This is a genomic window from Ruegeria sp. B11, from assembly GCF_056539785.1.
In genome coordinates this window covers 168,604-192,147 of record NZ_JBQFVO010000004.1, presented here as the reverse complement: position 1 = coordinate 192,147, position 23,544 = coordinate 168,604, and the positions used below count along the sequence as shown (strand labels likewise).

Below are 23,544 nucleotides of genomic sequence, written 5' to 3'. Positions count from 1 at the left end.
ATTGCGCGATATCTAGCGCCCGTGCGTGCGGTCATATCCGTTGCGCGCGGGGCTGCGCCATCCCTCAAGCGCACCTTCAGCCGGGGCAAAGGTTTCTACCAGCAGGGGATAACAGGCTGCGGTATCCGATGAATGCTCGGACGAGCAATCACCGCCCGGGCACGCGCTTAGATTTCCCAGCAGGTCAATCTCGGCGAAAAACTCAAGATAGTCTCCCGGACGGACAGGTGAGGCTTTCATGAAATACTGCCCGGTATCACGCGTGAAACCGGTGCACATGAACACGTTCAATACATCATGTACCGCAGGCTCGGCTTCGGCCAAAGAGACGCCCAAATGATCCGCCAGCGCGCGTGTCAGATTCGAATGGCAACAGTGATGGTACTGGGATCCAGCTAGCAAATTACCGGTATAGGGATCACATCGGGTCCCGATCACATCGTGCACCGACCCGCCGAAATCATCGATTCCGTACCACCCCAGCGTATCTGCAATGATTGTCGCCATCGGTCGCATATGTGGAAAGCTCGACCACATGCGCTCACCCAGGGTGATATGTGTGCCATGCAACGCGCGCGTCTTGCCGGAATAGAACCGCTCGGAAAGGTCGTTGAGGTTCCACAGGTTTAGATCGCCAACTTGCGATCCTTCAACAGAAGTGATCCTAAAGAAATGCCCTGCAGGCACCTCAAAGCATCGCGCATCTCGCGGTGGCACCAACACCTCACCCGTTTTGTGCGCTGTATCACGCCCAGTTTGATAGAGCCCTAGATCGGGTTTTGGTAGCCCTTCATTCGGGTAGCAAATAACGGGCGCAATCGCGCGGCGCGCATCTGCATCCATGGGTGGGCGGGGAGTATTCCGAGATTCTGACATGGGCCGAGAGTGGCGCAGTTCGGCCCGGTGGGAAACCCCCAACAGCAGCTATTGCCCTTTCAGACACTGCGTGGGCTCAACATCAGATTTTGACACCGCGCCACAGTAAGCACAGCGCCACTGGCCCTCGCTTCGATGTTGCCGCCACCTGCAGTCGCGCGTCAGAGACGACGTGCGGGACCGCCAGAAAAAATAGGCAAATACGCCAGCGGCGAGCAGAAGCAATAGAACGGGCATAGCTCTGCATTGCCTATAGTGTCGTAATTTTCAAGCCCGCGCGACACGGTCAGGCCGCGTTCGCATATTCAAACAATTCTGGTGTTTCGTCTTTGGCCGGAACTTTGGGCTCGGGCGTATAGTAGGCCCAGGCTTGCTCCAGAAATTCCAGCGCTTTGGTCGCGTCGTGTTTTTGGTTTTGCATGTTCATCGGAGTGACCTCTTTTCGAACTCATCACTCCTCCCTGCGCCAACTTTAGATCCGCGCTCGTACAAGCGCATCGCATAGTTTTGCAGAGGCGGCATGCACTTGCCGCAACCCGGCAAGTGCTTTGTTTTGGCGCGTGATCAGACCGCGCGGTCCACCATCATCTTCTTGATTTCTGCAATCGCTTTGGCCGGATTCAGACCCTTGGGGCAGGTCTTGGCGCAGTTCATGATGGTGTGGCAGCGATACAGCTTGAACGGATCTTCCAGCTCGTCCAAGCGCTCACCGGTGGCCTCATCCCGACTGTCGATGATCCAGCGGTAAGCATGCAACAGCGCGGCAGGGCCGAGATAGCGGTCGCCGTTCCACCAGTAGCTGGGGCACGAGGTCGAGCAACTGGCACACATCACACATTCATAGAGACCATCCAATTTCTTGCGGTCTTCGATGGATTGCTTCCACTCTTTTGCCGGACGATTGGTCTTAGTCTCCAACCACGGCATGATCGAGGCGTGTTGGGCGTAGAAATGAGTCAGATCAGGGATCAGGTCCTTGACCACCGGCATATGGGGCAGCGGGTAGATCTTCACGTCGCCCTTGATCTCATCCATCCCATAGATACAGGCCAGCGTGTTAATCCCGTCGATGTTCATCGCGCAGGACCCGCAGATACCTTCGCGGCACGAACGGCGGAAGGTCAGAGTCGGATCGATCTCATTCTTGATCTTGATCAGAGCGTCCAGAACCATCGGGCCGCAAGTATCCATATCGACGAAATAAGTATCGACGCGCGGGTTCTGGCCATCATCCGGGTTCCAGCGATAGATCTGGAATTTGCGCACATTGGTCGCGCCGTCGGGCTTGGGCCAGGTTTTACCGGTGGTGATCCGGGAATTCTTGGGGAGGGTCAGTTGTACCATGGGTTCCTCTCCTTAGAACGTCCGCGCCTTGGGCGCGATTCTTTTCATGCTGATGCCGCCCTCGTCTTCGGTCGTCAGCGGATCAACGATAACCGGACGGTAGCTAAGCTCTACTTTATTGCCATCGACACGGCTGACCGTGTGGACGCGCCAGTTCTCATCGTCACGCTCGGTGAAATCTTCATGGGCGTGTGCACCGCGGGATTCCTTACGCGCTTCGGCACCAACGATGGTGGCGAGCGCGCTTGGCATCAGGTTGGTAAGCTCGAGCGTCTCCATCAGATCGCTGTTCCAGACCAACGATCTGTCAGAAACCTTCAGGTCGTCCATCTTGGCAGCGATCGCGGTCATCTTCTCGACGCCCTCAGCCATGGTCTTCGAGGTGCGGAAAACCGCCGCGTCCTCTTGCATGGTGCGCTGCATCTCAAGCCGCAGATCTGCGGTTGGAATTGCGCCGCTGGCGTTGCGCGCCGCATCGAACCTGTCAAACGCCTTATCGACAGAGGCCTGGTTCAGAACCGGGTTCGACGCGTCGGCATCCACAACTTTGCCCGCTCGGATCGCCGCAGCGCGGCCAAAGACCACGAGGTCGATCAGCGAGTTTGAACCAAGACGGTTTGCCCCGTGAACCGAGGCACACCCGGCCTCGCCCACAGCCATCAGACCAGGGACCACGGCGGTCGGGTTGTCGGCTGTCGGGTTCAGAACTTCACCCCAATAGTTCGTCGGGATACCGCCCATGTTGTAGTGCACGGTCGGCAGAACCGGGATCGGTTCCTTGGTAACATCAACCCCTGCAAAGACGCGCGCAGATTCTGAAATGCCCGGTAGGCGTTCCGCCAAAGCTTCGGCTGGCAAATGGCTGAGGTTCAGGTGGATGTGGTCGCCGTTGTCACCATGTCCGCGCCCTTCGCGAATTTCCATGGTCATTGAACGGCTAACGTAGTCGCGCGGCGCGAGGTCTTTGTACTGAGGCGCATAGCGCTCCATGAACCGCTCGCCTTCCGAGTTGGTCAGGTATCCGCCTTCACCACGCGCACCTTCGGTGATCAGGCAGCCCGATCCGTAGATGCCGGTTGGGTGGAACTGAACAAATTCCATATCCTGCAGTGCGAGACCCGCGCGGGCCACCATACCGCCACCGTCGCCGGTGCAGGTATGTGCCGAGGTTGCACTGAAATAGGCGCGGCCATAGCCGCCGGTCGCCAGAACAACCATCTTGGCGTTGAAGACGTGCATCGTGCCGTCGTCCAACTTCCAGCACACGACACCCTGACACTGTCCGTCCTCAGACATTATCAGATCAATGGCGAAATACTCGATGTAGAACTCAGCGTTGTTCTTCAGCGACTGACCATACAGCGTGTGCAGGATCGCATGACCGGTCCGGTCGGCGGCGGCACAGGTCCGCTGCACAGCGGGGCCTTCGCCAAATTCGGTGGTGTGGCCACCAAATGGGCGCTGATAGATCTTGCCTTCTTCGGTCCGGCTGAATGGCACTCCGTAATGTTCTAGCTCATATACAGCTTTGGGTGCTTCACGCGCGAGGTATTCCATCGCATCGGTGTCACCCAGCCAGTCCGAGCCCTTGACGGTGTCATACATGTGCCACTGCCAATGGTCTGGCCCCATATTCGACAAGGACGCCGCAATGCCGCCTTGGGCGGCCACTGTGTGTGACCGGGTCGGGAATACCTTCGTCACGCAAGCGGTGCGCAAACCCTGCTCGGCCATGCCCAATGTTGCACGCAGACCCGCGCCACCGGCACCGACAACCACCACGTCATATTCGTGGGTTTCGTATTCATATGCTGCTGTCATTGTTCTTGTTCCTTACTGCGCATATCCGAGAGCCAGACGCGCGAGCGCAAAGAGACCCGCAGCAATCAGTGTGTATGCAAAAGCCTGCGCTGCCATCAGCGCCAGCTTTTCCGCGACGCCATGCACGTAGTCCTCAATCGCTTCCTGGGCTTCGCGCAACAAATGCGGGACGACAACAACCAGTGTCAGACCCATGATAATCGCCGGGAACGGGCGGCTGTAATAGGCCAGAGCCTCTTCGTAGGTTCCACCTAGGGCGTGCCCGAAGGTAAATACAAACAGCGGAACAAGGATGACCAATGCCGCCGAGCTGAGCATCATTTGCCAGTGGTGATGTGTACCTGCACGTCCGGCCCCCATGCCCTGCGCGCGTTTACGGTCTGTGAGAAACTGCATCGCGAACCTCCCCTTAAAGCGCTACGGCTGTGATCAGAGCCAGAACAGTTGCCAGCACGAACATGCCAATGCCCATCTTCTCGGACACTTCAACATTCACGCAATATCCCAGATCCCAGATGACGTGCCGCAAACGGCCCAGCATGTGATAGAAAATGGCCCAAGCCGCGCCGAACATGATCAGATCACCCAGGAAACTGGTCATCAATCCATTGATCAGCTCAAAGGCGCTTTCCGATGTGGCCGCAGCAAGTAACCACCAGACGACCAACAAAGCCAAACCAAAAGACGCAAGACCCGTGATGCGCACCATAATCGAAGATATGGACGTCATCTGTGGACGATAGATCGTCAAATGTGGAGAAAGCGGGCGGTTGCCTCGATTTACATCGGCCATGTTGGCTCCTTTTCGGTTGGCTACCGAACGTTTTACTGTTTTTTACGACTCTGTCACGCGCTGCAGGTGCAAAATCCAGTAAATTTAACGCAAAATCGCTGATAAGCCGTGTTTGTGATCACACAAAATATTCTCGTGATCACAAATCACATTCGATACCGCCAATGTTAGCGTTTTCAATGAAAAAGCAATGTGATCACGAATCTATTATTGGAGCGGCGTCAGCCCTGCAGTCTGCTGTGTCACCTCGCGTAAAAGCTTCTTGCGAATACGTTCGGGATAATCCGCGAAGCCTGCTGCAGAGACGACAAAGGCCCCCTCGCCAACGATGACGTTCTCGAAGAAATAGGCTGTCAGATCGGGTTCACTTTCTTCAATCGCGATCGCGTTCACCGTGATGCCGCGATCCCGCAGTTTGGCGTGGATTGTCGATGGCTCGATTCCTTCATTCGAAATTCCGTCGCCCGAAAGATCAATAAGATGCCTTTCGCATTCGGGCACGTCGTCAAAGCTGGCAACCGTCATATCGAGCGCCTCACCTATCGCAGTTGAGAAGTTACGCCAGACACGAGGATCAGCTGCGACCTGATCAGCAAAACTGTCCAAGGTGTTAAAACTATCGATCCGGGTCCAGGGGATCGTGATCCTCTGGCGAGAACTGCCAGTCCATTGCACAAGCATCAGCCGAGCCTGTCCGCGCACCAAGGCCTCGGATACGATCGGGTCCCGCAGACCTGCGGCAAGACCGTCCATTTGGATACGATATTCCTCGGAATCAACCGAGCCTGAAACGTCTACGGCCAAGGCCAGAGCCAAATCACAAGCATAGGCCTGAGATGCCAGATACAGGCTGGCGGCGAGCGCACGAAACATCATCATGCGCCAAGCGTAGCATGGATTTCGCGGACCGTGATCACTTGAATGTCAGCCGCCAGAAGGCATTGGCTACATCGGCATAAGAGCCCAATAATCCAAATCTAGCAGAACGTTAGGAAGATATCTCCCCTCGTCATTGCGCAGAACGAAGGGCTCGCCGTTTTTGGTCGCAACAAGGCGCAAGCGGATGGCACCGATTCCGGGAGTTCCGGTCTCGGCCTTGTCCAAAACCTCGGACCAGGCTTTGATCGTATCGCCCGAGAAACAAGGGTTGGCATGGGCACCGCCGTTCAGGCCAACGATCATCTGCGCATTCGCCAGGCCATTAAACGACAAGGCACGCGCCATTGAGATAACGTGGCCGCCATAGATCAACCGTCCCTCTGGACGGAAGGTGAGGTCGAAATGCACTTTGGCGGTGTTCTGCCACAGGCGGGTGGCCAGCATGTGCTCGGCCTCTTCGACGGTCACGCCATCGACGTGATCGATCGTTTCTTCCGTGTTGTACGCATCCCAGCGGTGGTTTTCGCCGGATTGTACAAAATTATATTTCGAGAAATCGAGCCCCTGCGGTACCGCCAGATCGCTGACATCAAGCGCCTTTTTCAGATTGGGCACCACCGTCTCTGGTGCAGGCGCATCGAGGTTTGATTTGCGCACCATGACCCAGCGAACATACTCGATCACCACTTCGTCGCGCTGGTTCAGCCCGCGAGTGCGGACCCAGACGACACCTGTTTTGCCGTTCGAGTTCTGCTTGAGGCCGATCACCTCAGATTCAGCGCGCAGCGTATCACCGGGGTAGATCGGTTGCAGCCAGCGCCCTTCGGCATAACCCAGATTGGCGACTGCATTCAGCGAGATATCGGGAACCGTTTTACCGAACACCACATGGAAGGCCGCCAGATCGTCAATCGGACTTTGCGGCAGGCCACAATTCCGGGCGAACTCATCCGAGGAATAGAGTGCGTGTCGCGCGGGATAGAGCGCGTGATAAAGCGCGCGCTCGCCATCTGTCACCGTGCGCGGCACGGCGTGATGCAGGATCTGCCCGACTGAATAATCCTCGAAAAAGTTACCCGGATTGGTTTTTGCCATTATTGCTGTCCCAGTTTCATGTCGGGGGCGTAATCAGCGGCAACCTCTTTGGTCACAGCCTGCGCGCAACGCATCACGTTATTTGCGGCGTCAAAGGCATAGGACGGGTCGCCATAAAGCTCCCATCCCTTTGCCAACGCGTCCGAGACCTTGTGGCAGAAGGCTGATGTGTCTTCCTCGGTCAACAAACGATAAAGTTTCGCCATTGATTAGGCCCCTTATCCACCAAACGGAGACGGACCAACCAGCCCGTGAATATAGCCCACAACGCCCAGCAGCACGATGGAGCCCACAAAGAACATGGCATCTTTGCCGTATGTGCCGGGTTCGCCCGGCGCCCAGTCTGGTTCGGATTTGTTGATCACGATCACTTCGACAATCGCCCAGGCCAGTAAGCCACCAAACAGGATGATCGAGGCCAGATCACCGTTCACCAACAGGTGCGCAAAGGCCCAGAGTTTAAAGCCACCCAGCATGGGGTGACGGACCTTGTTCAACAGGCGACCTTTGGTTCCCGCAGGGCTGGCCAGATAGAACGCGATCAACACCAGCAGGTTGTTGACGTGAATCAGAAAGGTTGGCGGCGCCCAGACATATATGAAATCGGTCATGCGATAACCGAAGATCATCAACAATACCGAGGCCACCAAGGCGAGCGCCACGGCGCCCTTGCCCGCGTCGCCCATGGCGGCACGTCGTTCCGGCATCGCGCGCTTAAAAAGATGTGCGGCCCACCAAAGTGCCACACCAAGGATCAGAAGAACAAAGCCCATACTGGCTTACCCCGCTTGCAAAGCTACTATCGCCTCTGCTTTTGCCAGAGTTTCGCGGGCAGTTACAACGTGTAGGTTTTCAACAATCTTGCCATCGACAACTGCGACCCCCTGCCCCTGCGACTCGGTTTCCTCGAAAGCGGCAATCTGACGGCGAGCCAGATCAATCTCATCCTCGGAAGGGGCAAAGGCGGAGTTTGCGATGTCGACCTGGGCCGGGTGGATCAGGGTTTTGCCATCAAAGCCCATGTCGCGGCCCTGGGCACACTCGGCGGCCAGACCGTCGGTGTCCTTGAAGGCATTGTAGACGCCATCGACGATGATCAGCCCCTCGGCCTTGGCCGCCAGCAGGCACAGGCCAAGCGAGGTCATCATCGGCAAACGGTCGGGGCGGAAGCGCGTCTGCAGCTCTTTCGCAAGATCGTTGGTCCCCATGACAAAGCCTGCCATCAGCGGATGTGCGGCAATTTCGGCTGCGTTCAGCATCCCGCGCGGCGTCTCCATCATCGCCCAGATCGGCAGGTCTCCGGTGATTGAGGTCAGCGCATCCACATCCGCAGCAGAACTCACCTTTGGCAACAGAACGGCATCTGCATCCATCTCGCGCACGGCTTCGGCATCCGCGCGCCCCCATTCGGTATCAAGGCCGTTGATCCGCACAATCTTGACCCGAGCACCATAGCCTCCGGCGGCCAAAGCCGCCTTGAGGGTCTCGCGCGCGTTCTCTTTCTCATCAGCCGCAACCGCGTCTTCAAGGTCAAAGATGATGGCGTCCACCGGCAATGTGCGGGCCTTATCAAGCGCGCGTTCACGCGAGCCGGGGATGTATAGTACCGAGCGATAGGGGCGTTGGCGCGGGTCCACTGGACTCTCCCATTGAAATAATGTTGCGCGGAATGGGGCATTTTTTGACGGAAAGTTCAAGAACAAAATCGCCGCAGCGCAGCATTTCCTGCGCTGCGCAACGTGCGTTGCCTTAACGCGATGTCCTTTTGCCTACGGCACGCTGCTTTGAGGAAGAGCTTGAAAGGGGTGACCAATGAAAACGATTATGCTGAAAATGACGATTGGCTTGGGCATCATGGTACTGGCAGCGCAACAAGTCAGCGCACAGAATTGTACGCCACGCGAGGACGTGATCAAGCGATTGGCAAAGTCCTATGGCGAAACCCGACGAGGCATCGGTATTGTGCGTCAGGGAGCGGTGATGGAGGTGTATGCCTCGGACCAAACCGGCAGCTGGACCATTGTTGTGACCTTGCCTGAGGGCGTGACCTGCCTGATCGCCTCGGGCCAGTCTTATGAACCACTGGCCGAAACGCTGCCGCCCAACACCTAAACCAGCGCATCCCAGATCAGTTTGCTTCCCGTCAGGGTCAGCAAGACGTAGGCAATGTTGAAAAACAATCGTTCGGAGAGCATGAAATGCGCCCGGACGCCCAGCCAGGCCCCGAGGATCGCAAACGGGGTCAGCAAGAGGTCTGCCAAGGCTGTGTGCCAGGTGAAGAGGCCCAGATAGGCGAAGGGCACGAATTTGACGGCGTTGATCACCCAGAAGACCAGCACGGTCGAGGCTTGAAATTCGGTTTTCGTCAGGCGTTGTGACAGCAGGTACACGGCGGCGGGTGGGCCACCCGCATGGCTGACAAAGCTGGTGAATCCAGCGATCAGCCCGGCAAACAGGCCCGCCGATGGAGGCAACCGGTTGGCAAAGCCCCGCACCCAGCCTCTGGTCTGGGCAACGTGCCAGATCACGAAACCGACCGATATTCCGCCAATCAACAGACGTAGCAGATCGTCATCCGTCGCACGATAAAGCCACGCGCCCAGCGCGATACCGGGTACTGCGCCCAGCATCAGAAGGCGCGAATCCGGCCAGCTCCAGCGTTTCCAATACGGCTTTAACGTCGCCAGATCGATCACCATCAGGATCGGCAGCATTAGCGCTAGCGCCTGTCCTGGCGTCAGTATCAGAGCCAGAATCGACGAAGATGCAAACGCCACTCCCGAGCCGAACCCACCTTTCGAGATGCCCGCGAAGATCACCGCCGGGATCGCCACTGCAAAAAACATCAGGTTCATGTCGAACATCAGGCACCCCGGAAATATGCATGATTCACAGGCGGTTTAGCGCAATCGGCGGGGTGTGTGCAAACGGTATGCGGTGGCATGCCGCGCCGCAGAAGGCTTGCGTGACGCCGCTTTTGCGACTAGCACAACCGCGATTTCAAAACCGACCGGAGATATTCCAAATGGCCAGACCCAAGATCGCGCTGATCGGCGCAGGTCAGATCGGCGGCACGCTCGCCCACCTCGCTGCAATGAAAGAACTTGGTGACGTCGTGCTGTTCGACATCGCCGAAGGCACCCCGGAAGGAAAGGCGCTGGACATCGCCGAATCCGGCCCCTCGGAAGGCTTCGACGCCAAACTGAAGGGCACCCAGTCCTATGAGGATATCGCCGGTGCCGACGTCTGCATCGTCACCGCTGGCGTCCCGCGCAAGCCGGGCATGAGCCGCGACGACTTGCTGGGCATCAACCTGAAGGTCATGAAATCGGTCGGTGAAGGCATCGCCGCAAACGCTCCGGATGCGTTCGTCATCTGCATCACCAACCCGCTGGACGCGATGGTTTGGGCGCTGCGTGAATTCTCGGGCCTGCCGCATAACAAAGTCTGCGGCATGGCGGGCGTTCTGGACTCGGGCCGTTTCGCACACTTCTTGTCGGAAGAGTTCAATGTGTCCATGCGCGACGTCACCGCCTTTGTTCTGGGAGGCCATGGCGACACAATGGTGCCTTCGGTGCGCTACTCGACCGTTGCCGGTATCCCGTTGCCCGATCTGGTAGAGATGGGCTGGACCACGCAGGAAAAACTGGACGCCATCGTTCAGCGCACCCGTGACGGCGGCGCAGAAATCGTTGGCCTGCTGAAGACCGGCTCGGCTTTCTATGCACCGGCGACTTCGGCGATCGAAATGGCCGAAGCCTACCTGAAAGACCAGAAACGCGTTCTGCCCTGTGCTGCCTATTGCAACGGCGAACTGGGTGTCGACGGCATGTATGTCGGCGTGCCTACCGTAATCGGTGCAGGTGGCATCGAGCGCGTCGTCGACATCAAGCTGAACGAAGAAGAACAGGCCGGTTTCGACAATTCGGTCAATGCCGTTAAGGGCCTGATCGAAGCATGCAAGGGCATCGACAGCTCGCTGGCCTAAGTCACGAACCCTAGAACCAATGAACCGGCCCTCTTCAAGGGCCGGTTTTCTTTTACACGGTGCCAAGCTGGCTAAAAGATGTTCGCGCAAACGTCGCAAAACTCATCTATGAATGTGTTTTGTGGGCATGATCCCGGATCATCGAATCAATTTCCACGCCCCGCAATTTTTGTGATCACACCCCAAAAAACTGTGATCACAAATACTGAAAATCTTCGACAATTTCCCGTGACCGGTCAAAAAACTCTTTAATTTTGGCGCTTAGACACCCCTATAACGGTGTAATCGTAGTCAGACGGGACAATTTGGATGAACATTCACGAATATCAAGCCAAAGCGCTTCTTCGCAGCTATGGCGCTCCGGTCTCCGATGGTCGCGCAGTTCTGCGCGCCGAGGAAGCCAAAACCGCAGCCGGTGAATTGGACGGGCCGCTTTGGGTCGTCAAGGCGCAAATCCACGCGGGTGGTCGCGGCAAGGGTTCCTTTAAAGAGGCCGACGCCGGTGAAAAAGGCGGTGTCCGTCTGACCAAATCGGTGGAAGAAGCCGCCGAAGAAGCCAAAAAGATGCTGGGCCGCACGCTGGTCACCCATCAGACCGGCCCTGCAGGCAAGCAGGTGAACCGCATCTACATCGAAGCCGGTTCGGGCATCGAACGTGAACTTTACCTGGCCCTGCTGGTGGACCGCCAGACCAGCCGTATCTCATTCGTATGCTCGACCGAAGGCGGCATGGACATCGAAGAGGTGGCCGCTGCGACGCCTGAGAAAATCCTGTCCTTCTCGGTTGATCCCGCCACTGGTTATCAGCCCTATCACGGCCGCCGCATCGCGTTCTCGTTGGGACTGGAAGGCGCGCAGGTCAAACAATGCGTCAAGCTGATGAACCAGCTCTACAATGCCTTCGTCGAGAAGGACATGGAGATGCTGGAGATCAACCCGCTGATCGTCTCGGACAAGGGCGACCTGAAAGTACTGGACGCAAAAGTCGGCTTTGATGGTAACGCGGTATACCGCCACCCGGATATTGCCGAGTTGCGCGACACGACCGAGGAAGACCCCAAGGAACTGGAAGCGTCCAAATACGACCTGAACTACATCGCGCTGGACGGTGAGATCGGCTGCATGGTCAACGGTGCCGGTCTGGCGATGGCGACGATGGACATCATCAAGCTTTACGGTGCCGAGCCTGCCAACTTCCTGGATGTGGGCGGTGGCGCGACCAAAGAGAAAGTGACCGAGGCGTTCAAGATCATCACCTCGGACCCCAACGTCAAAGGCATTCTGGTTAACATCTTTGGCGGCATCATGCGCTGTGACGTCATCGCCGAGGGCGTTGTCGCCGCAGTGAAAGAGGTCGGGCTGCAGGTCCCGCTGGTCGTGCGTCTGGAAGGCACGAATGTCGAGAAAGGCAAAGAGATCATCAACACCTCTGGCCTAGACGTGATCGCGGCGGACAACCTGAAAGACGGTGCCGAGAAGATCGTGAAGGCGGTTAAAGGCTGAGTGTCATCCCGTAGGGTGGGCTTCAGCCCGCCTTTCCCAAGATTTTGGCGGGCAGAAGCCTGCCGTATAAAGGAGAACGCCAGATGGCAGTCCTCATCGACGAAAATACCAAAGTGATCTGTCAGGGCTTTACCGGCTCGCAGGGCACATTCCACTCTGAACAGGCCATCGCCTATGGCACCAAGATGGTCGGCGGCGTGACCCCGGGCAAAGGTGGGATGGAGCACTTGGGTCTACCAGTGTTCAACTCAGTCCACGAGGCCAAGCATGTGACCGAAGCCAACGCCTCGGTGATCTATGTTCCGCCACCCTTTGCGGCTGACTCGATCCTCGAAGCGATTGATGCCGAGATGGAGGTGATCGTCTGTATCACCGAAGGCATTCCGGTTCTGGACATGATGAAGGTGAAGCGCGCGCTGGAAGGTTCAAAATCGCGCCTGATCGGCCCGAACTGCCCCGGTGTCATCACGCCGGATGCCTGCAAGATCGGCATCATGCCCGGCCACATCCACAAGCGCGGCTCGGTCGGTGTAGTGTCGCGTTCGGGCACCCTGACCTACGAAGCCGTCAAGCAGACCACAGATGTGGGTCTGGGCCAGTCCACCTGCGTTGGCATCGGCGGCGACCCAATCAAAGGCACCGAGCATATCGACGTGCTGGAATGGTTCCTGGCGGATGACGAAACCGAGTCGATCATCATGATCGGTGAGATCGGTGGCTCTGCCGAAGAAGAAGCTGCACAGTTCCTGGCGGATGAGGCCAAGAAAGGCCGCAAGAAGCCCACGGCAGGGTTCATCGCGGGCCGCACGGCCCCTCCTGGCCGCCGCATGGGCCACGCGGGCGCCATCGTCGCCGGCGGCAAAGGCGGCGCCGAGGACAAGATCGAAGCCATGCGCTCGGCTGGTATTGTCGTGGCCGAAAGCCCGGCGCAGCTGGGTGAGGCTGTGCTGGAAGCCATCGGTTGACCAGAATTTGACTGCTTTGGGAGGAGCGGTAAACATGACTTTCGGCGAAGCCATTAAAACCTGTTTCTCCAAGTTTTTCACCTTTTCGGGCCGTGCCTCGCGGCCCGAATACTGGTTTTTTTTCCTGTTCATCGTGATCTGGAGCATCATTGCCGGGATCATCGACTGGCAGTTCTTCACTCAGGTCGCAGTGACTGAAACCGAAACATCCAAATCCGTCACGGCCACCTCAACAGGCCCGGTCCAAAGCATCGTCAGCCTGATTGTCTTCTTCCCGCATCTGGCCGTTGCATGGCGGCGGATGCATGATACCGGGCGCAGCGGGCTTTATGCTCTGCTGCCGATCCTGCTGATACTTGGTGCGCTTGCCGTCCTGATCTTTGGCATCGGCCTTGCCAGCCAGTTCCATGGCGGCACGTTGGATATCCTGTTCACCCGCGCAACTCTTCTTATTGTCATTCCGACACTTCTTGTCCTGTTTGTGTCGCCCCTCCTGGTTCTGTGGTGGCTGACCCGCCCCAGCGAACCAGGCACCAACCAATACGGTCCCAACCCATATGAGGTAGCCCAATGACCGAACACTCGCCCAACACCGCCTTTCATGCCTCAAGCTTCATGCAGGGGCATAACGCCGAATATCTGGAGCAGCTTTATGCCCAGTACACCAAGAACCCCGGTGCGGTCGACGCAGCCTGGGTCGAGTTCTTCAAGGCCATGGGCGATGACGCGCCGGATGTGCAGCGCGAGGCCGAGGGGCCTTCGTGGGCACGCAGCGATTGGCCTCCGATGCCTGCGGATGATCTGACCGGTGCGTTGACTGGCGAGTGGGCCGAGATCGACGCCAAGGCGGCAGGCAAGAAGATCAAGGGCAAGGCCGAAGCCAAGGGTGTTGAGGTCAGCGATGACCAGATCAAGCGCGCGGTGCTGGACAGCCTGCGGGCGCTGATGCTGATCAGGGCCTATCGTATCCGGGGCCATCTGGCAGCTGATCTGGACCCTCTGGGCATGCGGGCCGCCAGTACGCATCCCGAGCTGGACCCGAAGACTTACGGGTTCACCGATGCTGACATGGATCGACCGATCTTCATCGACAACGTGCTGGGCCTGCAGATGGCCAGCATGCGCCAAATCGTCGAGATCGTGAAGCGGACGTATTGTGGCACATTTGCCCTGCAGTACATGCATATCTCGAACCCGGAAGAGGCCGCGTGGCTGAAGGAACGGATCGAGGGGTTTGGCAAGGAAATCGCCTTTACCAAGGAGGGCCGCAAGGCGATCCTGAACAAGATGGTCGAGGCCGAGGGGTTCGAGAAATTCCTGCATGTGAAATACATGGGCACCAAGCGGTTTGGTCTGGATGGTGGCGAGGCGCTGATCCCTGCGATGGAACAGATCATCAAGCGCGGCGGCGCCTTGGGCCTCAGCGATATCGTGATCGGCATGCCCCACCGGGGCCGGTTGAACATTCTGGCCAACGTGATGGGCAAGCCCTATCGCGCGATCTTCAACGAGTTTCAGGGCGGCAGCTTCAAGCCTGAGGACGTGGATGGATCAGGCGACGTGAAATATCACCTCGGCGCCTCCAGCGACCGCGAGTTTGATGGCAACAGCGTGCACCTGTCGCTGACCGCAAACCCAAGCCACCTTGAGGCGGTGAACCCAGTGGTTCTGGGTAAGGTACGTGCCAAGCAGGACCAGTTGAACGACGAAGACCGCACCAAAGTGATGGGCATTCTGCTGCACGGCGACGCAGCCTTTGCCGGACAGGGTGTTGTCGCCGAAGGCTTCGGCCTGTCGGGTCTGAAAGGGCACAAGACCGGCGGCACCATGCATATCGTGGTGAACAACCAGATCGGTTTCACCACCGCGCCGCATTTCAGCCGTTCCAGCCCTTATCCCACGGATATCGCGCTGATGGTTGAAGCTCCCATCTTCCACGTGAATGGCGACGACCCCGAGGCGGTGGTGCATGCCGCCAAGGTGGCGACCGAGTTCCGCCAGAAGTTCCACAAGGACGTGGTGCTGGATATCTTCTGCTACCGCCGGTTTGGTCATAACGAGGGTGACGAACCCATGTTCACCAACCCGATCATGTACAAGAAGATCAAGACGCATAAGACCACGTTGTCGTTGTATACCGAGCGCCTTGTCAGGGACGGGCTTATCCCCGAAGGCGAGATTGAAGACATGAAGGCGGCCTTTCAGGCACATCTGAATGAAGAGTTCGATGCCGGGAAAGACTACAAGCCAAACAAAGCCGACTGGCTGGATGGGCGCTGGTCGCATCTGGACAAGCATAAAGACGAATACATGCGCGGTGAAACCGCAATTACACCAGAGACGCTGGCCGAGATCGGCACTGCTCTGACCAGCGCCCCCGAAGGTTTTGCGATGCACAAAACCGTGGGCCGGTTGCTGGACCACAAGAAACAGATGTTCGAAAACGGAACCGGCTTTGACTGGGCAACGGGCGAGGCTCTGGCGTTTGGCTCTCTGCTGACTGAAGGCTACCCTGTACGTTTGGCCGGACAGGACGCGACGCGTGGCACATTCAGCCAACGCCATTCCGGATTTGTCCATCAGGAAACCGAGGAACGGTATTACCCGCTGAACAATATCCGCAAGGGCCAATCACATTATGACGTGATTGACTCGATGCTGTCCGAATACGCGGTGCTTGGGTTCGAATATGGCTATTCACTGGCCGAGCCCAACGCGCTTGTTCTCTGGGAGGCACAGTTTGGCGATTTCGCCAATGGGGCACAGATAATGTTCGATCAGTTCATCAGTTCGGGTGAATCGAAGTGGCTGCGGATGTCTGGTCTGGTCACGCTGCTGCCGCATGGGTTCGAAGGGCAAGGCCCAGAGCACTCATCTGCACGGCTTGAGCGGTTTCTGCAAATGTGCGGTCAGGACAACTGGATCGTGGCGAACTGCACAACGCCTGCGAACTATTTCCACATCCTGCGCCGTCAATTGCACCGGACCTTCCGCAAGCCGCTTATCCTGGTGACGCCGAAGTCGCTGCTGCGCCATAAGCTGGCGGTCAGCAAGGCCGAGGAATTCACCACAGGCTCGAGCTTCCATAGGGTGCTGTGGGATGATGCTCAACAGGGCAACTCGGACACTAAACTGGTGGCAGATGACAAGATCAAGCGGGTCGTCATGTGCTCGGGCAAGGTCTATTTTGATCTGCTTGAGGAACGCGACGCGCGTGGCATCGACGACATCTACCTGATGCGGATCGAACAGTATTATCCTTTCCCTGCGCATTCGCTAATCAACGAGCTTGAGCGCTTCAAGGGGGCTGAGATGGTCTGGTGTCAGGAAGAACCCAAGAACCAGGGGGCCTGGACCTTTATTGAGCCCAATATCGAATGGGTTCTGACCCGCATTGGCGCAAAACACACCCGTCCGGTCTATGCCGGTCGCGCAACTTCGGCCTCGCCCGCGACGGGTCTGGCCAGCCAACACAAAGCCCAACAAGAAGCGCTGGTGAACGAAGCGCTGAGCATTGAAGGAAAGTAAACGATGACGATTGAAGTTCGTGTTCCCACGCTGGGCGAGTCTGTCACCGAAGCCACCGTTGCGACTTGGTTCAAAAAACCCGGCGATGCAGTCGCCGTAGATGAGATGCTATGTGAACTTGAGACCGACAAGGTCACGGTCGAGGTGCCCTCACCCGCTGCTGGCGTGATGGGTGAGATCGTTGCAGCCGAAGGTGAGACCGTGGGCGTCGATGCCCTGCTTGCCACGATAGCGGCGGGCGAAGCGGCTGCGCCTGCTCCGGCAGCGGCGGCCCCGGCCCCGGCCCCGGCCCCGGCGGCAGCGGCACCCGCAGCATCAGGCGGCAGTGTAGATGTGATGGTGCCGACATTGGGTGAATCCGTCACCGAGGCTACAGTCTCGACATGGTTCAAACAGGTCGGCGACAGCGTTGCACAGGATGAAATGCTGTGCGAATTGGAAACCGACAAGGTCTCGGTCGAGGTCCCTGCCCCGGCGGCAGGCGTTCTGGCTGAAATCGTTGCGCCTGAAGGCAGCACGGTCGATGCTTCTGCCAAATTGGCGGTGATCTCGGGCGCAGCCGCAGGTGCGGCAGCGGCTCCGGTGGCAGCCGTCGCCGCTCCGACTGCAGCCAGCACAGGTAAAGACGTGTCCAACGCTCCATCGGCTGAGAAAGCGATGGCCGAAGCTGGTCTGTCTGCGGATCAAGTCACTGGCACCGGACGCGATGGTCGTATCATGAAAGAAGACGTGGCAAAGGCAGTTGCAGCAGCTACGGCCCCAGCGCCTGCGGCGGCTGTGCCCGCCCCCGCTGCCCAAGCTCCGCGCGCGCCTGTGGCTGCCGAGGATGCGAGCCGCGAAGAGCGCGTGCGCATGACCCGTCTGCGCCAGACCATCGCCAAGCGCCTGAAGGACGCGCAGAACACCGCCGCGATCCTGACCACCTATAACGAGGTGGACATGACTGAGGTGATGGCCTTGCGCAACCAGTACAAGGACCAGTTCGAGAAGAAGCATGGCGTACGTCTGGGGTTTATGTCCTTTTTCACCAAGGCCTGCTGTCATGCGCTGAAAGAAGTGCCCGAAGTGAATGCCGAGATCGACGGCAATGACATCGTCTACAAGAACTTCGTGCATATGGGTGTGGCCGCAGGTACGCCGCAAGGGCTGGTGGTTCCAGTCATCCGGGATGCGGACTCCATGTCTTTCGCAGCGATCGAGAAAGCCATCGCCGAAAAGGGCAAGCGCGCCCGTGACGGTAAACTCTCAATGGCGGAAATGCAGGGCGGCACTTTCACCATCTCGAACGGAGGCGTCTACGGCTCGCTGATGTCTTCACCGATCCTGAACCCGCCGCAATCGGGCATTCTGGGCATGCACAAGATCCAGGATCGTCCCATGGTCATCAATGGTGAGATCAAAATCCGCCCGATGATGTATCTGGCGCTGTCCTATGATCACCGTATTGTGGACGGCAAGGGTGCTGTGACATTCCTTGTCCGCGTAAAAGAGGCGCTGGAAGACCCGCGTCGCCTGCTGATGGATCTGTAAGATGGCGACTCATGTACTGTGGCAAGCCGATGTGGCCGATTTCGATGCCTGGCTGAAGGTGTTCCGCGAGGATCAACCGATGCGCAAGGCCGCGGGTATCCGCGACCTGCATGTCTGGCGCGATCCAGATCAGCGGGATCATGCGATAGCGATGTTCGAGGTTATGAATCTGGATAAGGCCAAAGCCTTTTTTGGGTCCGAAGAACTGGCGATGCACCATGAACGCGGCGGCATTGCGCATATATCAATCAAGCTGCTGGAACCCGTTTGAAATATAGGTACCCGACCCGCCATACCGGATCGGGACGCTGCCGGATCAGCCGGTCGATTTAGGAGAATGTAATGGCAAATTATGACGTCATCGTAATCGGCGCCGGACCAGGCGGCTATGTCTGCGCCATCCGTTGCGCCCAACTGGGCCTTAAAACCGCAGTTGTCGAGGGGCGCGAGACGCTGGGTGGGACTTGCCTGAACGTGGGCTGCATCCCCTCGAAAGCATTGTTGCATGCCAGCCATCAGTTGCACGAAGCCGAACACAACTTTGCAAAGATGGGTCTGAAGGGGAAGTCACCTTCGGTCGATTGGAAGCAGATGCAGGCCTACAAGGACGAGGTGATCGATGGCAACACCAAGGGCATCGAGTTTCTGTTCAAGAAGAACAAGATCGATTGGCTGAAAGGTTGGGGCTCAATCCCTGCTGCGGGCAAGGTCAAGGTTGGTGATGAGGTCCATGAGACCAAGAACATCATTATCGCGTCGGGCTCTGAGCCATCGGCACTGCCTGGCGTCGAGGTTGACGAAAAGGTCGTGGTGACTTCGACTGGCGCGTTGTCTCTGGGCAAAGTTCCCAAGAAAATGATTGTGATCGGTGCCGGTGTGATCGGGCTTGAATTGGGCTCGGTCTACAGCCGTTTGGGCGCAGAGGTGACGGTGATCGAATTCCTCAAGGAAATCACGCCGGGTATGGACCCCGAGGTTCAGAAGACTTTCCAGCGTATCCTGAAGAAACAGGGTTTGAAGTTCGTCATGGGCGCTGCGGTGCAAAAGACCGAAGCCACCAAGACCAAAGCCAAGGTAACGTACAAGCTGCTCAAGGATGACAGCGAGCATGTCATCGATGCCGATACTGTGCTGGTGGCCACCGGGCGCAAGCCATATTCGGATGGGCTGGGGCTGGACGCTTTGGGCGTCGAGATGACCCCGCGCGGCCAGATCAAGGTCGGCAGTGATTGGCAGACCAACGTGCCGGGCATCTACGCCATCGGCGACGTGACCGAAGGCCCGATGCTGGCCCACAAGGCTGAAGACGAGGGCATGGCCGCAGCCGAGCAGGTTGCAGGCAAGCATGGTCATGTGAACTATGGTGTTATTCCTGGGGTCATCTACACTTGGCCCGAGGTGGCCAATGTGGGTGAGACCGAAGCGACACTCAAAGAACAGGGCCGCGCCTACAAGGTCGGCAAGTTCATGTTCATGGGCAATGGCCGGGCCAAGGCGAATTTCGCAGCCGACGGGTTCGTCAAGATTCTGGCAGACAAAGAAACCGATCGCATTCTGGGCGCGCATATCATCGGCCCCGCGGCCGGAGACCTGATCCACGAGGTTTGCGTCGCCATGGAATTCGGCGCATCAGCCGAAGATCTGGCCCTGACCTGTCACGCTCACCCGACCTATTCCGAAGCAGTGCGCGAGGCGGCGCTCGCCTGTGGTGACGGGCCAATTCATAGCTGACCAAACCTGAGCAGGTCCTCTACCTAGTCTCCTTGAGCGGCACCCCGTGTCGCTCAAAACCATTTGCGGCAGGTGATCAGACGCGGTTTACTGACTCCATTGCTTTTGGAAAGGAAGTCAGATGAGCGTCAGTTTACAGGTGATCTATCCCATAGGTACAGAAACACATTTCGATTTCGGCTATTATGTCGACACACATCTTCCGCTTGTCGGCGAGCACATGGGGTCACATATCGAACGTACGGTCGTAACCAAAGGCATTGCGGGAGGCCCTGAAGCGCCAGCAGGTCATTACGCGATCGCAACGATCATGTTTGAAGATCAGGACGCCATGAACGACGCTATGTCAAAGGCAGGCCCTGTCCTGGCCGATCTGCCAAACTTCACCAATGTCAAACCGCAGATGCTGATCGGTGAGGTGATCGGCTGAATCAGAGCCATCCTTGCCTACCACATGGTTCTAGCGGCGCGGGCACCCCATTCCTGATCATATTGCGCGCCGCCTTCCTCTCCTGACGTCATTTCCGACAATATCTCGCCAGCCGTCGGCAGGCCCTCGCTTTCATCGTGGCCACTCCAGGTTCTGGCCCGGATCAGGGCGCGCGCGCATTGTGTGTAAATCTCGGATATCTCGATTACGATTACGGTTGCGGGGCGTTTTCCGTGTTTTTCGAACCGGGCGCGCAGGGCTTCATCAGCAGTCAGTTGAGCGTTCCCATTTACCCGAACCACATTGTTCGAACCGGGCACCATGAACAACAATGAGACGCGTGGATCGAGTACGATATTTCGCAGGGAATCCAAGCGGTTGTTTCCCCGCCAATCCGGCAGTGCCAGGGTGCCTTGGTCCAGTTCCAACACAACTGGCCCTTCATCTCCACGCGGGCTGCCATCGACACCTTCGGAGCCGACGGTGCTGAGGATACACAAGCGTGAGGCCATAATCCATTTGCGGTAGAGCGGTGTTAGCCGCCGCGCCACTTTGCGGATCGAGGCTGCTCCGGGCGTGCCATACAGAGCCTCAAGGGCAGTGATATCCTTAACGAATTCCATCCGGGTCAAACCCCACTTCTCGCATCAGTTCGTTGGACCGTGTCTCAATCACGTTTTCCAGCCGTTCCAGAAAGGCATTCCGCGCAACGCCGGGTTCGATTGGATTAAGGAAATCGACAATCGCCGTGCCGGGCTTGCGCATGACACCGGTTCTGGGCCAGAAGACGCCCGCATTTGTGGCAACGGGTACGCACGGGAACCCGAGCCCTTCATACAGAACCGCCGTTCCAACCTTGTAGGGCTTGTGCACCCCAGGCGCGACGCGCGTACCTTGCGGGTAGATCACCAACTGACCGGGTTCGCTGAACTCGCGGGCGACATCCTTGACCATCTTCGCAACCGCCGCCCCGCGTTTGCCGCGATTGACCGGGATACATCCCAGACGGCGCGCATACATTCCGATGACCGGCGTCCACAGAAGCTCTCGCTTCATGATGAATTTGCCGTGTGGGATGGCGTCGAAGATTATGATGATGTCCAGAAACGACTGGTGCTTGGCGCCGATCACAACCTCGCCATGTGGGACTTCCCCGCGCACTTCGCAGCGAATACCAACCATCCAGCGGGCCAACCACTTGGTTGTGCGCGCATAGGTTTTGCATGCTCGCAATGCGCCACGCTTGGCGAACAGCGCATAGGGGGCAAAGACAAGCCCCAGCACCAGCATCCAGGCATAGATGGTGATCATAAAGATCAGCGACCGGACCCATTGAATAGCCATGAACATCACGAAAGCTCCTTCAACTTGCGCTGCGCGGCTGACCATGTGGCCAGAAACGCAACGGCCGCGCCCAATACCGGGATCAGCACGGGCAGGATCCAACCGATACCCTGAAACCCAAGGCCAGTGAGAAAACCACCCGCATCCGAGGCTTCAGGGAGCAACAATACACCCGTCATACCCAGCAAGGTGCCAACCGCTGCCCCAAACAGCGCCCGGAACGTAAAGCGGCGCACGAACGCTCCGGCGATGAACCGGTCCCGCGCGCCGACCTGACGCAGAACCTCGATTATCTGCGCGTTGGCGGCAAGCGAGGCGTTGGCGGCAAGCGTGATCATAGCGGCAGTGGCGCCACCGATCAGCAGGATCGAAATCCAGCCCAGACGCCGCAGCGAATTGGCCGCATCAACCAATGGCTCGCGCCAGCGAGTGTGATCATCCAGCACTGCGCCCGGCACCTCCGCCCCTAGCCGCAGCCGCAGGCCAGCCGCATCAAGACCCGGCTCACCTTCGATAATCTCTATCAGCTGCGGGATTGGTAAAGTGTCCAGAGGCAAGTCCGGTCCGAACCAGGGTGACAGCAGTGTGGCCTGCTCTTCGCTCGTCAACGCGCGAGCCGAAGCCACACCCGGCGTTTGCTGGAGGACATTCAAAGCAGCCTCGGTTTGCGCCGCACGTTGATCTGCAGGGGCATTGATCCGCAAGGTCGCTGCCCCCGCCAACTCTGAAGCCCAACGATCCGCCACACGGCCCGAGGCTAACGAAAGAGCCAGCGCAAAAACCGCCAGAAAGGCCATTGCACCAGACACGAACAGGGTCAATTGCGCGGTAAAGCCCGTGGGTGGCACCACCCGGTCGGCGCGGCTGTCACGGCGCAGCAAATTGCGGATCGTGCCCTTGCTCATAGATCCGCCCCCGCAAGCTGCACCCGGCGCTGCGCGATACGCAGAACGCGAGCCTGAACTTGGCTTTTGGCGGCGCGGATCAGGCTTAGGTCATGGGTGGCGATCAGCACGGTTTTTCCCATCCTGTTCAATTCGACCAACAGGCGCAGAAGTCGTTGCGACATCTCCCAGTCCACATTGCCGGTGGGTTCATCCGCAAGCACCACATCGGGCGATAGGATGACTGCGCGGGCCAATGCGGCACGCTGGCGTTCGCCCCCCGATAGTTCAGGCGGGTGCGCCTCAAGCCTGCTGCCAAGCCCGACCCAGCCCAGCAGTTCGGTCAGATCGTCCTGCTGCCCATTTTCAGAGCGCCCCGAGACCATCAGCGGCAACGCGACATTCTCGGCCAGCGTCATGTGATCCAAAAATCGGCAATCCTGATGCACCACGCCAATTCGGCGGCGCAGCAGCGCCATCTGATCACGGTCCATGCGGGCGATATCCTCGCCAAAGGCCATCAACCTGCCCGAGGTTGGCAACAACGCGCCATAACAGAGTTTCAGCAATGTGGTCTTGCCCGCACCCGAAGGCCCGGTCAGAAAGTGGAACGATCCGGGCTGTAATTGCAGCGAAACATCGCTTAGCAACTCACCACCGCCGTAGGTATAGCTGATATTCTCCAGCTCGATCACGCCTGCCCCCTTTATTCTGCTCACCTCTTGCCCGAGCGCAGCGGTGGATTCAATGCCTTGGGCGGGGCCAATTGGCGACACTTGGCCCGCGAAACCGAAAACACGCTTTGCTGTTGGGTCTTAACGGAATATCATCCC

At 58.0% G+C, this 23,544-nt stretch carries 26 protein-coding genes; 10 read left to right on the top strand and 16 right to left on the bottom strand.

Features of this window, described 5'->3' with window-relative positions; all coding sequences use genetic code 11:
* Positions 1–12 precede the first annotated feature (12 nt).
* The 11 genes from ACR0I1_RS15405 to ACR0I1_RS15355 all read right to left on the bottom strand — a co-directional run bounded on the left by ACR0I1_RS15405 (position 13) and on the right by ACR0I1_RS15355 (position 8,445).
* Complete coding sequence (locus ACR0I1_RS15405; protein ID WP_170408330.1) at positions 13–876, bottom strand: DUF1989 domain-containing protein; 864 nt, start codon at positions 874–876, stop codon at positions 13–15.
* Between the two features lie 286 nt (positions 877–1,162).
* On the bottom strand, positions 1,163–1,303 hold the full coding sequence (locus tag ACR0I1_RS15400) for a hypothetical protein (RefSeq protein ID WP_170408331.1): 141 nt from the start codon (positions 1,301–1,303) through the stop codon (positions 1,163–1,165).
* A 137-nt stretch (positions 1,304–1,440) separates the two neighbouring features.
* Entirely contained in the window at positions 1,441–2,220 is a 780-nt protein-coding gene (locus ACR0I1_RS15395; RefSeq protein WP_170408332.1) for a succinate dehydrogenase iron-sulfur subunit, read from the bottom strand.
* A 12-nt stretch (positions 2,221–2,232) separates the two neighbouring features.
* A complete protein-coding gene (sdhA, locus tag ACR0I1_RS15390) occupies positions 2,233–4,041 on the bottom strand; it encodes a succinate dehydrogenase flavoprotein subunit (RefSeq protein ID WP_170395802.1) in 1,809 nt (602 codons plus the stop codon).
* Positions 4,042–4,053: 12 nt separating this feature from the next.
* Entirely contained in the window at positions 4,054–4,437 is a 384-nt protein-coding gene (locus ACR0I1_RS15385) for a succinate dehydrogenase, hydrophobic membrane anchor protein (RefSeq protein WP_170395800.1), read from the bottom strand.
* A 13-nt stretch (positions 4,438–4,450) separates the two neighbouring features.
* Positions 4,451–4,834, bottom strand: a complete 384-nt coding sequence (sdhC, locus tag ACR0I1_RS15380) for a succinate dehydrogenase, cytochrome b556 subunit (protein ID WP_170395798.1) — start codon at positions 4,832–4,834, stop codon at positions 4,451–4,453.
* A 207-nt stretch (positions 4,835–5,041) separates the two neighbouring features.
* Complete coding sequence (locus tag ACR0I1_RS15375) at positions 5,042–5,713, bottom strand: DUF1194 domain-containing protein (protein WP_370644346.1); 672 nt, start codon at positions 5,711–5,713, stop codon at positions 5,042–5,044.
* A 66-nt stretch (positions 5,714–5,779) separates the two neighbouring features.
* Positions 5,780–6,808, bottom strand: a complete 1,029-nt coding sequence (locus tag ACR0I1_RS15370; RefSeq protein ID WP_480707120.1) for a MaoC family dehydratase — start codon at positions 6,806–6,808, stop codon at positions 5,780–5,782.
* Positions 6,808–7,014: a DUF1737 domain-containing protein gene (locus ACR0I1_RS15365; RefSeq protein WP_480707118.1), complete on the bottom strand. Its 207-nt coding sequence runs from the start codon at positions 7,012–7,014 to the stop codon at positions 6,808–6,810. Before ACR0I1_RS15365 ends, ACR0I1_RS15370 begins: the two co-directional genes overlap by 1 nt.
* 12 nt (positions 7,015–7,026) lie before the next feature.
* Positions 7,027–7,581, bottom strand: coding sequence for an NnrU family protein (locus ACR0I1_RS15360; protein ID WP_480707116.1), 555 nt, complete (start codon positions 7,579–7,581; stop codon positions 7,027–7,029).
* 6 nt (positions 7,582–7,587) lie between these two features.
* Complete coding sequence (locus ACR0I1_RS15355) at positions 7,588–8,445, bottom strand: HpcH/HpaI aldolase/citrate lyase family protein (protein ID WP_170395792.1); 858 nt, start codon at positions 8,443–8,445, stop codon at positions 7,588–7,590.
* Between the two features lie 175 nt (positions 8,446–8,620).
* Here ACR0I1_RS15355 and ACR0I1_RS15350 point away from each other — a divergent pair, with 175 nt between their 5' ends.
* Positions 8,621–8,920 carry a hypothetical protein gene (locus ACR0I1_RS15350; RefSeq protein WP_480707114.1) on the top strand — a complete coding sequence of 100 codons (300 nt, stop codon included), beginning with the start codon at positions 8,621–8,623 and terminating at the stop codon, positions 8,918–8,920.
* Here ACR0I1_RS15350 and ACR0I1_RS15345 read toward each other — a convergent pair.
* Positions 8,917–9,672, bottom strand: a complete 756-nt coding sequence (locus ACR0I1_RS15345) for a sulfite exporter TauE/SafE family protein (RefSeq protein ID WP_480707112.1) — start codon at positions 9,670–9,672, stop codon at positions 8,917–8,919. The two genes, ACR0I1_RS15350 and ACR0I1_RS15345, sit on opposite strands and share 4 nt — an antisense overlap.
* A gap of 161 nt (positions 9,673–9,833) precedes the next feature.
* Here ACR0I1_RS15345 and mdh point away from each other — a divergent pair, with 161 nt between their 5' ends.
* The 9 genes from mdh (at position 9,834) to ACR0I1_RS15300 (ending at position 20,483) form a co-directional block, all read left to right on the top strand.
* Positions 9,834–10,796: a malate dehydrogenase gene (gene mdh, locus ACR0I1_RS15340; protein WP_170353522.1), complete on the top strand. Its 963-nt coding sequence runs from the start codon at positions 9,834–9,836 to the stop codon at positions 10,794–10,796.
* Positions 10,797–11,105: 309 nt separating this feature from the next.
* Positions 11,106–12,299 (top strand): ADP-forming succinate--CoA ligase subunit beta, encoded by a 1,194-nt coding sequence (sucC, locus tag ACR0I1_RS15335; RefSeq protein ID WP_170395786.1) that lies wholly within the window; start codon positions 11,106–11,108, stop codon positions 12,297–12,299.
* An 83-nt stretch (positions 12,300–12,382) separates the two neighbouring features.
* A complete protein-coding gene (sucD, locus tag ACR0I1_RS15330; protein WP_152456828.1) occupies positions 12,383–13,264 on the top strand; it encodes a succinate--CoA ligase subunit alpha in 882 nt (293 codons plus the stop codon).
* A 34-nt stretch (positions 13,265–13,298) separates the two neighbouring features.
* Positions 13,299–13,838, top strand: coding sequence for a DUF805 domain-containing protein (locus tag ACR0I1_RS15325; protein ID WP_170408341.1), 540 nt, complete (start codon positions 13,299–13,301; stop codon positions 13,836–13,838).
* Positions 13,835–16,792: a 2-oxoglutarate dehydrogenase E1 component gene (locus ACR0I1_RS15320; protein ID WP_170408342.1), complete on the top strand. Its 2,958-nt coding sequence runs from the start codon at positions 13,835–13,837 to the stop codon at positions 16,790–16,792. Before ACR0I1_RS15325 ends, ACR0I1_RS15320 begins: the two co-directional genes overlap by 4 nt.
* A gap of 3 nt (positions 16,793–16,795) precedes the next feature.
* Entirely contained in the window at positions 16,796–18,322 is a 1,527-nt protein-coding gene (gene odhB, locus ACR0I1_RS15315; protein ID WP_480707111.1) for a 2-oxoglutarate dehydrogenase complex dihydrolipoyllysine-residue succinyltransferase, read from the top strand.
* A 1-nt stretch (position 18,323) separates the two neighbouring features.
* Complete coding sequence (locus ACR0I1_RS15310; protein WP_170395780.1) at positions 18,324–18,593, top strand: hypothetical protein; 270 nt, start codon at positions 18,324–18,326, stop codon at positions 18,591–18,593.
* A gap of 71 nt (positions 18,594–18,664) precedes the next feature.
* Entirely contained in the window at positions 18,665–20,053 is a 1,389-nt protein-coding gene (lpdA, locus tag ACR0I1_RS15305) for a dihydrolipoyl dehydrogenase (RefSeq protein ID WP_170465907.1), read from the top strand.
* A 121-nt stretch (positions 20,054–20,174) separates the two neighbouring features.
* Positions 20,175–20,483, top strand: a complete 309-nt coding sequence (locus ACR0I1_RS15300; protein WP_480707109.1) for an EthD family reductase — start codon at positions 20,175–20,177, stop codon at positions 20,481–20,483.
* 17 nt (positions 20,484–20,500) lie between these two features.
* On the opposite strand, the gene ACR0I1_RS15295 is transcribed toward ACR0I1_RS15300, so the two are convergent.
* Genes ACR0I1_RS15295 through ACR0I1_RS15280 form a run of 4 tightly spaced genes read right to left on the bottom strand, consistent with a single transcriptional unit; the run spans position 20,501 to position 23,406 of the window.
* On the bottom strand, positions 20,501–21,106 hold the full coding sequence (locus tag ACR0I1_RS15295; protein ID WP_170395774.1) for a pyridoxamine 5'-phosphate oxidase family protein: 606 nt from the start codon (positions 21,104–21,106) through the stop codon (positions 20,501–20,503).
* Positions 21,093–21,833 carry a lysophospholipid acyltransferase family protein gene (locus ACR0I1_RS15290; RefSeq protein WP_480571499.1) on the bottom strand — a complete coding sequence of 247 codons (741 nt, stop codon included), beginning with the start codon at positions 21,831–21,833 and terminating at the stop codon, positions 21,093–21,095. Before ACR0I1_RS15290 ends, ACR0I1_RS15295 begins: the two co-directional genes overlap by 14 nt.
* The gene (locus tag ACR0I1_RS15285; RefSeq protein ID WP_170408348.1) at positions 21,833–22,732 is read right to left on the bottom strand and encodes an FtsX-like permease family protein; all 900 of its coding nucleotides are present in this window, start codon (positions 22,730–22,732) and stop codon (positions 21,833–21,835) included. Before ACR0I1_RS15285 ends, ACR0I1_RS15290 begins: the two co-directional genes overlap by 1 nt.
* The gene (locus tag ACR0I1_RS15280) at positions 22,729–23,406 is read right to left on the bottom strand and encodes a cell division ATP-binding protein FtsE (RefSeq protein ID WP_170423929.1); all 678 of its coding nucleotides are present in this window, start codon (positions 23,404–23,406) and stop codon (positions 22,729–22,731) included. The genes ACR0I1_RS15285 and ACR0I1_RS15280 overlap by 4 nt, the downstream gene beginning before the upstream one ends.
* Positions 23,407–23,544: the final 138 nt, after the last annotated feature.

Excerpts from the sequence above, each read along its gene's own strand:
- ACR0I1_RS15405 (WP_170408330.1), bottom strand. The coding sequence starts at position 876 with ATGTCAGAATCTCGGAATACTCCCCGCCCACCCATGGATGCAGATGCG.
- ACR0I1_RS15345 (WP_480707112.1), bottom strand. The coding sequence starts at position 9,672 with ATGTTCGACATGAACCTGATGTTTTTTGCAGTGGCGATCCCGGCGGTG.
- ACR0I1_RS15375 (WP_370644346.1), bottom strand. The coding sequence starts at position 5,713 with ATGATGATGTTTCGTGCGCTCGCCGCCAGCCTGTATCTGGCATCTCAG.
- ACR0I1_RS15290 (WP_480571499.1), bottom strand. The coding sequence starts at position 21,833 with ATGTTCATGGCTATTCAATGGGTCCGGTCGCTGATCTTTATGATCACC.
- ACR0I1_RS15385 (WP_170395800.1), bottom strand. The coding sequence starts at position 4,437 with ATGCAGTTTCTCACAGACCGTAAACGCGCGCAGGGCATGGGGGCCGGA.
- sucC (WP_170395786.1), top strand. The coding sequence starts at position 11,106 with ATGAACATTCACGAATATCAAGCCAAAGCGCTTCTTCGCAGCTATGGC.
- odhB (WP_480707111.1), top strand. The coding sequence starts at position 16,796 with ATGACGATTGAAGTTCGTGTTCCCACGCTGGGCGAGTCTGTCACCGAA.
- mdh (WP_170353522.1), top strand. The coding sequence starts at position 9,834 with ATGGCCAGACCCAAGATCGCGCTGATCGGCGCAGGTCAGATCGGCGGC.
- ACR0I1_RS15310 (WP_170395780.1), top strand. The coding sequence starts at position 18,324 with ATGGCGACTCATGTACTGTGGCAAGCCGATGTGGCCGATTTCGATGCC.
- ACR0I1_RS15370 (WP_480707120.1), bottom strand. The coding sequence starts at position 6,808 with ATGGCAAAAACCAATCCGGGTAACTTTTTCGAGGATTATTCAGTCGGG.
- ACR0I1_RS15285 (WP_170408348.1), bottom strand. The coding sequence starts at position 22,732 with ATGAGCAAGGGCACGATCCGCAATTTGCTGCGCCGTGACAGCCGCGCC.
- ACR0I1_RS15395 (WP_170408332.1), bottom strand. The coding sequence starts at position 2,220 with ATGGTACAACTGACCCTCCCCAAGAATTCCCGGATCACCACCGGTAAA.
- sdhA (WP_170395802.1), bottom strand. The coding sequence starts at position 4,041 with ATGACAGCAGCATATGAATACGAAACCCACGAATATGACGTGGTGGTT.
- sucD (WP_152456828.1), top strand. The coding sequence starts at position 12,383 with ATGGCAGTCCTCATCGACGAAAATACCAAAGTGATCTGTCAGGGCTTT.
- ACR0I1_RS15300 (WP_480707109.1), top strand. The coding sequence starts at position 20,175 with ATGAGCGTCAGTTTACAGGTGATCTATCCCATAGGTACAGAAACACAT.
- lpdA (WP_170465907.1), top strand. The coding sequence starts at position 18,665 with ATGGCAAATTATGACGTCATCGTAATCGGCGCCGGACCAGGCGGCTAT.
- ACR0I1_RS15365 (WP_480707118.1), bottom strand. The coding sequence starts at position 7,014 with ATGGCGAAACTTTATCGTTTGTTGACCGAGGAAGACACATCAGCCTTC.
- ACR0I1_RS15320 (WP_170408342.1), top strand. The coding sequence starts at position 13,835 with ATGACCGAACACTCGCCCAACACCGCCTTTCATGCCTCAAGCTTCATG.
- sdhC (WP_170395798.1), bottom strand. The coding sequence starts at position 4,834 with ATGGCCGATGTAAATCGAGGCAACCGCCCGCTTTCTCCACATTTGACG.
- ACR0I1_RS15295 (WP_170395774.1), bottom strand. The coding sequence starts at position 21,106 with ATGGAATTCGTTAAGGATATCACTGCCCTTGAGGCTCTGTATGGCACG.
- ACR0I1_RS15400 (WP_170408331.1), bottom strand. The coding sequence starts at position 1,303 with ATGAACATGCAAAACCAAAAACACGACGCGACCAAAGCGCTGGAATTT.
- ACR0I1_RS15325 (WP_170408341.1), top strand. The coding sequence starts at position 13,299 with ATGACTTTCGGCGAAGCCATTAAAACCTGTTTCTCCAAGTTTTTCACC.
- ACR0I1_RS15350 (WP_480707114.1), top strand. The coding sequence starts at position 8,621 with ATGAAAACGATTATGCTGAAAATGACGATTGGCTTGGGCATCATGGTA.
- ACR0I1_RS15360 (WP_480707116.1), bottom strand. The coding sequence starts at position 7,581 with ATGGGCTTTGTTCTTCTGATCCTTGGTGTGGCACTTTGGTGGGCCGCA.